This window comes from Aquimarina sp. I32.4 (genome assembly GCF_002924285.1).
Classification (GTDB): Bacteria; Bacteroidota; Bacteroidia; order Flavobacteriales; family Flavobacteriaceae; genus Aquimarina.
Map to the genome: position 1 here is coordinate 38,443 of NZ_PGUB01000030.1, position 9,586 is coordinate 48,028.

The following is a 9,586-nucleotide window of genomic DNA, read 5'->3' on the forward strand; positions in this document are numbered from 1 at the left end:
TTATAAAGCTTGTAAATTGAAATGATCTATAATGTTATTGTTGTTTCTGATATAATGATTTTTGTAAATTCTTGAAAAATCAAGAAATAACTAGGGACATGTATTTGTAAAGAGAAGATAGTGTATGCTAGTTTCTTATAATTCTTGCATAGGATCCCAGAATATTTTTTTGAAATCTATAATTTGATTATCGATTACCTTAATTCCTTCATTTTCTAGCAATTGTTGCATGAGGTTTGTTCCTTGAAAATGATGCTTACCAGTTAGTATTCCTTTTCTATTTACTACTCGGTGTGCAGGCACATCTTCTTGTTTTCCGCTTGAATTCATTGCCCATCCTACCATTCTTGCACTGCGAGCTGCCCCGAGATATTTTGCAATTGCTCCGTAAGAGGTTACTCTTCCGTAAGGGATAAGCTTGGCAACTTGGTATACCCGATCAAAAAAATTATCAGATTCTGGTGAATTGGTAGTATCATCTTTTTTGATCGTCATACGTATATGATTCTTATGAGTGTTATAATGACTAAAATCAACATTAATATAGCCATAAAATAATTGGAATATTTGGTAATAGATGCTGTTTTCTTCTCGATTTTGAGAAAAGAAAATACATAAAAATAAAGCGTAACAAAGGTTCCTGTTCCTGCTGCGATGATAAATACAATGATTTTTATGGCATCGTATTCTATCTTGCCACTTACACTCATTCCTGCAGCAATAGCACAAAAATAGGGGATGGGTAATACGTTGATTACAGAAACCATAACACCTTTAAAAAAACTTCTGGTGCTGTTGTGTTTATGAACCTTGATTTTGGCATTTTTTTGTTTTGCTTTTGCAAAAAAATAGATGGCCATAAAGAAAAAAATCACAGCTCCTGTGCGAAGCAAAATGTTTCTGATATAAGGGTTGAAAAATATATACTTAGCGAGTAAGATGGCTACAAGCGCTTGAAATAGCACTACTATTGATGCGCCTATGGCTACTAGAACTCCATTTTTTTTTCCTTTTTCAAGACATGTTCTGGCAACAGTCATATTTACCAATCCAGGAGGGATTACCCCGATTAGTGATGCAAAAAATGTGATTAAAAATAGTTTGGTAACTTCCAAAATTACAGCAAATTACATGATCCTAAACTGGATGTAAGTTATAGGTTTATTTTCTTCTAGATATTGTTTTTCATAAAAAGTTTGAATTGCTGTTACAATTGCGGGAGCTCCCTCATTATGATACACATTGTGATTTGCATAGAGGATGTCATGTCCCTCACCTTGTAATAGACCTAGAGTGTATCCATGCATGAATTCACTATCTGTTTTTAGATGTACAATTCCATCGGGTTTTAATACTGCCTTATATCGCTGTAAAAAATCGGGATTAGTTAATCTGTGTTTGGTGCGTTTGTATTTTATCTGTGGATCAGGAAATGTAATCCAAATTTCATCAATTTCTTCTTTTTCAAAAATATGATCTATAAGTTCAATTTGAGTTCTGATAAAACCAACATTGCCCATTTCGTTTTCGATAGCAGTTTTGGCTCCACGCCAAAAACGAGCTCCTTTTATATCGATCCCAATAAAATTTTTATCTGGGTATTGTTCTGCTAATCCAACAGTGTATTCTCCTTTTCCGCATCCTAATTCAAGAACAATTGGGTTTTGGTTTTTAAAAAAATTCTCATTCCATTTTCCTTTATACCCCAACGTGTTGTTAAGAACCTCTTCTCTCGTAGGTTCTACTACGTTATGAAAGGTTTTGTTCTCGTTGAACCGTTTTAATTTATTCTTACTTCCCACTGATTTTCTTATTTCTTTTATTTTTTTTAATGTAACACCAATTGCGTAAGGGATAGGAACAAGCTACCATGTAGCGTGTATAGCCCGACCACACTGCCTAAGCAGTGGGGGTACGCCCATAACTTACCGTATACTTTTTGAATATCTGGCACATGCATATAAACGCGTATGATATAAAAAGGGTATTGAGTTTCACTAAAGATAATTTTTTGGTAAAATTAAGGAAATATCTGCATAAGGAAATAGGATTACTTTTATTATTGATAGTCAATTTTATAATCGTTGTAATCATTTAAAAACTAGAATGTTTTGAGTAAGAAAGTACTTGTAGCTCCTCTTAATTGGGGATTAGGTCATGCAACGCGATGTATACCTATTATCAATGCATTAATAAAAGAAGGGATTGAACCAGTTATTGCTTCTGATGGTGTTGCTTTATCATTATTAAAAAAGGAGTTTCCTGCATTGCAAACGAGGTCTCTGCCTTCTTATAATATTGAGTATTCTAAAAAAGCCAGTAATTTTAAATTAAAAATGCTTTTGAATAGCCCAAAGATTGCTCATGCGATACGTGCAGAAAAAAGGGTGATTAAAAAGGTGATGGAGGGAGATAATTTTTGTGGTATTATCTCTGATAATAGAATGGGGGTACACCATAAGAGTGTTCCCTCTGTGTTTATTACACATCAACTTACAGTACTTAGCGGTAAAACTACTTCTATCAGTACCAAATTGCATAATAAATATATCAAGAAATTTGATGTTTGTTGGGTGCCTGATATGGCAGATGATCCTAATTTGAGTGGAGCATTGGGGCATCCTAAAAGAAATAGTATTCCTGTTACATATTTAGGGCCATTAAGTAGATTTGAGCATCAGATTATGCCCAAAAAATATGATATTATGGTACTCCTCTCTGGGCCAGAACCCCAACGAACTTTATTAGAAGAAAAGCTGTTTCAGGAATTTGAACAAAGTGATAAAAGAATTGTCTTTGTACGGGGTCTTATTGAAGAGACGCAGCAGACATATGTAAAAAATAATATTATCATTCATAATTATCTTACAGGCAAAGACCTAGAGGATACAATCAATAGTAGTAATCTGATCATTTCAAGGTCTGGATATACGACGGTTATGGATCTTGCCAAATTAAAGAAGAAGGCATTCTTTATTCCTACTCCAGGGCAGTTTGAGCAGGAGTATCTAGCCAATCGTCTGACTGTAAACAAACTAGTACCTAGTTGTAATCAGAATGAATTTACGTTAAAAAAACTAAGAGATATGAATATGTATAGGGGGTTAAGTAGTTTTAGTACCGACATCGACTATAGGGAACTTTTTCACTTTTTCCAGGGTAAATGAAAATTCGCTTCCTACCCGATAATCACTCTCTACATAGATACGCTCATGGTGTGCCTCGATAATATGTTTTACGATAGCCAATCCAAGCCCTGATCCGCCTTCTTTGCGAGAACCACTTTTGTCTACTCGATAAAAACGTTCAAACAAACGAGGTATATGAGCTTGCGCAATCCCTTCTCCGTTATCAGTTATTCTTATGATTGTTTTATTACGGATCAAATCTTCGATACTCACTTCTGTTGTACCATCTTCTTTACCGTATTTAATAGAATTTACAATAAGATTAGATATAACTTGTTGTATTCGTTCTTTATCAGCATGTACTAGGATAGGTTCTTCATAATTCATATCAAAGGTAAGCGCAATGTTCTTTTTTGAAGCTTTCATTTCATACAAGTCAAATACACTTTGTACCAATTCTACAATGTCAAAATTACTATAATTGAGATTAAGATCACCAACTTCTAATTTGGTGATCATATCCAGATCATTTACAATATAGATTAAGCGTTCTACTCCTTTGTTGGCACGGTTTAAGTATTTATCAAGAATGACAGGGTCATTCATTGCGCCGTCTAGTAAGGTAAGAACATATCCTTGTACCGTAAATAGAGGGGTTTTTAGCTCATGAGAAACATTACCCATAAACTCTTTACGATAAGCTTCTTTGATTTTTAAGCTTTCGATTTCTGTTTTTCGTTGCTTGGCAAATTTTTCAACCTCTTTGATTAGGGTTTTCATATCTGTAGTAACAGGGCTATCTTCTATAGCATCTGCTTCAAGCATTTCTATATCATCATATATTTTGCGCACTCTACGATAGATAAATTTTTCGACCCTATATTGAATAACAAAAAAGGAAATCAGATAGCAGGCGATTATAAGTCCTGTTATAATGAATGGATTGAATAGTGATTGGGTATAAAAAAAAACGCTCAGTACGAGCGTTAATAATATGGTTATATATAAGGACGAAAGGTATGCGAACTTATATGACTTTTTGAAATTTTCTGCCATTAAACAACAAACTTATATCCTACTCCTTTGATGGTTTTGAAACTATCATCACCAATTTTTTCTCTCAGTTTTCTAATATGTACATCTATAGTTCTGCCTCCTACGATGACTTCATTACCCCAAACTTTATCAAGAATATCTTCTCGTTTAAATACTTTGCCTGGTTTGGATGCCAATAAAGATAATAATTCAAACTCTTTTCTTGGTAATACAATCTCTTTTTTGTCTTTGATGATCTTGTATTCATCACGATTGATTACCAAATCACCTATTTTGACAACATTGTCAGAGTTTTCTTCTTCTTTGAGTCGTCGTAGTAATGCTTTTACTTTGCTTACCAGAACTTTGGGGCGAATAGGTTTTGTGATATAATCATCAGCACCAGCATCAAAACCAGCAACTTGAGAATAGTCTTCCCCGCGAGCGGTAAGAAATGTAATGATTGTATTTTTTAAATCAGGAATTTTACGAATATGCTCACAAGCTTCTATACCATCCATCTCTGGCATCATAACATCCAGAATAATCAAATGTGGTTTTTTCTTTTTGGCAAGTTTTACAGCTTCGATCCCGTTTTCTGCAGTAATCACACTATAACCTTCTGCATTAAGGTTGTACCCGACTATTTCTAAAATATCAGGCTCATCATCTACTAATAGTATCGTAATTTCTTTTTTATTCATTATTATATGACATTACATAGGATAAATATACTACTTAATATATAGTATGCATATTTATATATGCTTGGTAACAATAAGCTAACATTCGAATAGTGAGTAGATAACATTTTCTTAATGTAGCAACAATTTCAAAGTTAAATAGGTGTGTTTTTTTACTTGGAGTGTGTGTATTTGAAATGATATTGGGAGTAAAAAAGTGTAAACCACTTCAAAAATAAAAAAGCTAAATAGTACTTCACTATTTAGCTTTTTTATTACCTATTGTTGGGCTAAATTATTATTTATGATCTCTATAGGTTTCTAATAGATTCATTGTAGCTGTAATAAGGTCTTTGGTCTCTAATAATAATCCAAAGTATAAGGTTGTGTTTTTAGGACTGCTTTCTTCAGTTCTGGTTCTGGCAACCTGTTTGTCAATTTTTTTATTTACCTTATTAAAAAGCTCTTGTTTTTCGTTAATAATTTTATCAATGCTCTCAAATTCTCTATCGCTAAATGCTTTTTTTATTTGCCCAAAAAACTCTTTCAATTGTTCTTCGATTTCTTTTAGATCTTTGATCTGATTAAATCTCAGTTTTTTGTGGTTATTATTTACATGTTTATGACTTGCTTTGGTGATATACTCCAAAGATTGAGACATATCTTGTAAGTATCCTAGAATATTGATGTAAAAATTACTGGCTCCTACACTAGATTCATCTAAATTTTTGATAAAATAGAAAATATTATCTCTTAGCTCTTCGACTTCTTCATCTAATTTAGCAATTCCTTTTTTACTTTTCTTTAGGGCAATTAGATCATATTTTACAAGGCTATCGATTGTGCTCATGTAGATCTTATTACCTCTATTTACAAAGGATTTGATGTTATCAGCACTTTCTTCTATTACTCCTTGTACAGAACTACTTTCTGAGCTTTTAAGGCTGTCTTCTGCTTTTTCTGCTTTTACTCTTTTTCTGTAATTGATAGTGTTTCTTGCGAGCAATAATACGGCTACAAGTAGAAGTACAGCAATCATTACAGAACCACCAAGGTTAATAAGAAATGCTACTATGGCAGCAGCAATAAATGCGCTTATGGCAGTAAAAAACCATCCTCCTATTACATTTAGCACTCCAGCTACACGATATACAGCACTCTCTGTTCCCCATGCTCTATCTGATAAAGAGGTTCCCATAGCTACCATAAATGTTACATAAGTGGTAGAAAGAGGTAATCCCATAGAAGTTGCAATAGAAATCAAAACTCCAGCTACAACAAGGTTTACAGCTGCTCTTACCATATCAAAAGCAGGTAATTGATACGTCTTGTCTTTTGGTAAATCAATAACGGGTTTTGCAAGTTGTTTTTCTATAAAATCTTTGGCAGGTTTTGGTGTTATTGCAGTTAAACCTTGAGAAATTAATACAGTAGTTCTTACAATACCTCTGGATAAGAAGTTAGGTTTAAAACGTTCTTTAGATTCTCCTTCTCTAGAAAGGTTGATTTCTGTTTCTGCAACGTATCGTGCCTTTTTAGAGAACCATAGCGTGAGTACCATAATTAGCCCTGCTGCAAGCAAAAGGAAAAATTCTGTTTCTTGTTTACTTGCCAGTCCTGTCATCAAGAATTCATCTGCTGATTTGTCAGATTGTAGCCATAATTGGTATCCTTCCCAACCTGCGATAGGCACACCAATAAAGTTTACTAGATCATTACCAGAGAAAGCAAGTGCCAATCCAAATGTACCAACAATGATGATAAGCTTATAAATATTTATCTTAAAGAATTTAATAAGAATAAATGATAATATAGACCAGAAGACAAAACCGATGGCTACAATTTGTAAAACAAAAGTTTCCAAGAGTCCTCGTAAGGTCATTTTGATAGTACCTGCTCCAGCATCTATTTTAAATAAATCTTTTTTTGCTTTTGCAAGTTCTTTGATGCTTTCATAGGTGCTTCCAAAATAATTATTGGCCCAATCTAATAACCCTTCGGTTCCACCATTATATACAATATCTACTACTGCTTTTGCATAGGCTGTTCCTTTGATCCCTTTCATAAAAATGAAATACAATAATGCAGTAAGGGCAACTCCACCAAAGAGAGCACCTACCCATTTTGCTTTCTTTTCAAAATTGTAAGAAAGTAATAAACGTGTAATAAATTGAACTAGGGCACCAACAGAAAAGGCAATGACAACAGATTGTAAAATACCTTTTATAATTTTGGTTGCTGTTTTTGTATTGATATAATTATCTAAATCAGCAAAGCTTTGACCTTGATCTGCAATTTTGATTAAGGCTACACATACCGCTGCTCCTAAAAGGTTAAACACAATAGAAACTGTGGTTGAGGTAGGCATTCCTAGGGTATTGAAAAAGTCGAGCAGGAGTATATCGGTAATCATAACTGCCATAAAGATGATCATGATCTCATCAAAATAGAATTCTCCAGGGTTGAATATTCCTTTTCGAGCAACCTCCATAAGTCCACTAGAAAAAATAGCTCCTGCGGCAATACCCACACTGGCAACAATCATAATTGTTCTAAAAGATACTGCTTTAGAGCCTATAGCCGAGTTTAGGAAGTTGACTGCGTCATTACTAACTCCTACAATAAGGTCTGCAATTGCAAGAATTGCAAGTGCCACAACCATCAATAAGTAAATGTTATCCATTCTTTTTTATTTAAAGTGCAAATATTATAATCAATTCCCAGCCCAATGTTAAGAAATTGTTATGTATTGTCTTGTTGGTTATAAATGTATGTCAAATTGTAGTCTGTACATTAACCCACTACCATTACCATTTTCTGTAGTATAGCTTATATCTGATTGTACTTTTAGATTGTGTCCAGCAACATATTTTGAGATTCCTAAGGTATATTGCTCTTCGAGGGCTTTTCCAACAACAGCATCATAGTTAAGGTTTGTATATCTTCCTGCAACCTCCCAATTGTTTTTAAACAAATATCCAGCTTGTAGATTGAGTGCGTTACCTACTTGAACAATAGCTCCTGTTGGGGTACCATCTTCTTCAACAGCAATTGCATCACCAGCATCTCTGTCTGCAAATTCACCCATAAAGGAAAATCCTTTGTATTTTAATACCGCATCAACAAATAGGGTAGTAATATTGGTTTCATAAAACCCTGTATTTGTTATCATATAGTCTCCTTGGTTACTTCTGTTTTTAACTGCATTAGCATTAAAATCATAGGTAGCGGCAAGCATTAATTTGGGTGTCTGCTCTCTTTTTAGGTCAGCACCTTTATATTCTCCTTTACTTTTAAACGTACCAAAAGGTAATAATTCAAGCCTTCCTGTATATTGATGTCCACCTAAGTTTCCAGTAGTTATATTTCGCCCTTCTCCTTGAGAAACAGCAACTATTTCTCGTACAAGAAACTTATTAGAAAGGTTAAAATGATGTCGTAATTGTACACCAAGATCACGATCGATATTAAATCTACTGTTTAATCTTGACCGATCTACCAGTTGCATATTGGCAGAAGAAATAACACGCTCTACATTACCAGGCAATTTTGTCTGTCCTGCCCATAAGGTAAAGTTTTTATAGAAGTTCCATTTTATAACTGCGTCAAGAATATATCTTGGGGTATTGCTTGTAAATTCTGATCCACCTGATAGATCACGATTAGATAATCCTAATTCTATTTTGTATTGTAGTTTTGGGCTATAGGCAAAACCACCAAATTTTAATCTAGCTCTTCTAACCAAGAAATTAGTTTCTGGACTGCTAAAATCATCATCATTGATATCCCATCCTGTAGTAGAGAGAAATTGCATTCTGGCTGCAAACTTCATACTCCAAGAGCTATCTTTGGCAACCACATTTAGAATGCCTTTACCAAATTTAGTTTCAGTGATTTCTTGAGCATTTATACCATAAGATATAGATAATACTAATGCCGTAATTATAACCTTTAATTTCATTATCAATACTAGTTTTTGTCAGGTGCAAATAACTTGTATTAATATTAACTTAATGTTAACTAAATGTTTTATAATAATTATATTAAAGTGCTTTTTTTAGTATTTATGCAAATAAAAAAAAGGCTAACCGAAATTCGATTAGCCTAATATTTCAAAAATCTAAGTCGACAAAAACTAATATGATTTTTTGAAATTACCATTTGTCAAATGACTCGTCAAAAATATTGGCTATATTCTATAATACGACTTAATTAGTTATCTTTGTTTAAAAACAAATACAAATGGTGCCAGAATCTTTCACACAATTTTTCAAAAGCCTAGATGAATCGGGTCGTGAGACCGTAATTAAGGAGCTATTGTCTATGGTCGATCCTTCAGAGCCTGACTTGTATACTGTTCATTCCGAGGTACAACAAAGCCAGTCACTACATTGCCCTAATTGTCAAGGCATCGATATCCGTGCAAATGGCAAGGCTAATGGTGTACAACGCTACTTTTGTAAATCGTGCAAGAAGTATTTTAGGGAAACTACAGGTAAAGTTACTTTTGGTTTAAAAAAGAGGAACTTGCTTAGCGTTTATTTGTACCATATGCTATCAGGCAATTCGATAAAGAAATGTGCTGAACAGACAGGTATCTGTATTCAAACTTCATTTAACTGGCGTCATAAGATATTAAGTGCCTTTGAAGGGGCTGTTCCTAATGGTTTTGAAGGTATTGTAGAGAGTGATGATATTTTCTTTCTTGAATCTGGCAAAGGAAACAGGGAATTACCTAGA

Annotated in this window: 8 protein-coding genes and 1 pseudogene; 2 read left to right on the top strand and 7 right to left on the bottom strand. The window is 33.8% G+C overall.

Annotated features, from left to right (window positions below; translation table 11 throughout):
* Positions 1-135 precede the first annotated feature (135 nt).
* The 3 genes from CVD18_RS08875 to trmB are packed head-to-tail and all read right to left on the bottom strand — an operon-like array spanning position 136 to position 1,802.
* A complete protein-coding gene (locus CVD18_RS08875; RefSeq protein ID WP_103865086.1) occupies positions 136-495 on the bottom strand; it encodes an MGMT family protein in 360 nt (119 codons plus the stop codon).
* Positions 492-1,115, bottom strand: coding sequence for a LysE family translocator (locus CVD18_RS08880; RefSeq protein WP_103865087.1), 624 nt, complete (start codon positions 1,113-1,115; stop codon positions 492-494). The genes CVD18_RS08875 and CVD18_RS08880 overlap by 4 nt, the downstream gene beginning before the upstream one ends.
* 12 nt (positions 1,116-1,127) lie before the next feature.
* Entirely contained in the window at positions 1,128-1,802 is a 675-nt protein-coding gene (gene trmB, locus CVD18_RS08885; protein WP_103865088.1) for a tRNA (guanosine(46)-N7)-methyltransferase TrmB, read from the bottom strand.
* 309 nt (positions 1,803-2,111) lie between these two features.
* Here trmB and CVD18_RS08890 point away from each other — a divergent pair, with 309 nt between their 5' ends.
* Positions 2,112-3,167, top strand: coding sequence for a glycosyltransferase (locus CVD18_RS08890; protein ID WP_103865089.1), 1,056 nt, complete (start codon positions 2,112-2,114; stop codon positions 3,165-3,167).
* Here CVD18_RS08890 and CVD18_RS08895 read toward each other — a convergent pair.
* The 4 genes from CVD18_RS08895 to CVD18_RS08910 form a co-directional block, all read right to left on the bottom strand.
* The gene (locus CVD18_RS08895; protein ID WP_103865090.1) at positions 3,105-4,184 is read right to left on the bottom strand and encodes a cell wall metabolism sensor histidine kinase WalK; all 1,080 of its coding nucleotides are present in this window, start codon (positions 4,182-4,184) and stop codon (positions 3,105-3,107) included. The two genes, CVD18_RS08890 and CVD18_RS08895, sit on opposite strands and share 63 nt — an antisense overlap.
* Complete coding sequence (locus tag CVD18_RS08900; RefSeq protein WP_103865091.1) at positions 4,184-4,867, bottom strand: response regulator transcription factor; 684 nt, start codon at positions 4,865-4,867, stop codon at positions 4,184-4,186. The genes CVD18_RS08895 and CVD18_RS08900 overlap by 1 nt, the downstream gene beginning before the upstream one ends.
* A 277-nt stretch (positions 4,868-5,144) precedes the next feature.
* A complete protein-coding gene (locus tag CVD18_RS08905; RefSeq protein WP_103865092.1) occupies positions 5,145-7,529 on the bottom strand; it encodes an inorganic phosphate transporter in 2,385 nt (794 codons plus the stop codon).
* 78 nt (positions 7,530-7,607) lie between these two features.
* Positions 7,608-8,807 carry a porin gene (locus CVD18_RS08910; RefSeq protein ID WP_103865093.1) on the bottom strand — a complete coding sequence of 400 codons (1,200 nt, stop codon included), beginning with the start codon at positions 8,805-8,807 and terminating at the stop codon, positions 7,608-7,610.
* 281 nt (positions 8,808-9,088) lie between these two features.
* Here CVD18_RS08910 and CVD18_RS08915 point away from each other — a divergent pair.
* Positions 9,089-9,586, top strand: a pseudogene (locus CVD18_RS08915) (hypothetical protein); the annotation flags it as partial.

Coding starts and splice junctions, on each gene's coding strand:
- CVD18_RS08875 (WP_103865086.1), bottom strand. CDS start 495: ATGACGATCAAAAAAGATGATACTACCAATTCACCAGAATCTGATAAT.
- CVD18_RS08895 (WP_103865090.1), bottom strand. CDS start 4,184: ATGGCAGAAAATTTCAAAAAGTCATATAAGTTCGCATACCTTTCGTCC.
- CVD18_RS08900 (WP_103865091.1), bottom strand. CDS start 4,867: ATGAATAAAAAAGAAATTACGATACTATTAGTAGATGATGAGCCTGAT.
- CVD18_RS08905 (WP_103865092.1), bottom strand. CDS start 7,529: ATGGATAACATTTACTTATTGATGGTTGTGGCACTTGCAATTCTTGCA.
- CVD18_RS08910 (WP_103865093.1), bottom strand. CDS start 8,807: ATGAAATTAAAGGTTATAATTACGGCATTAGTATTATCTATATCTTAT.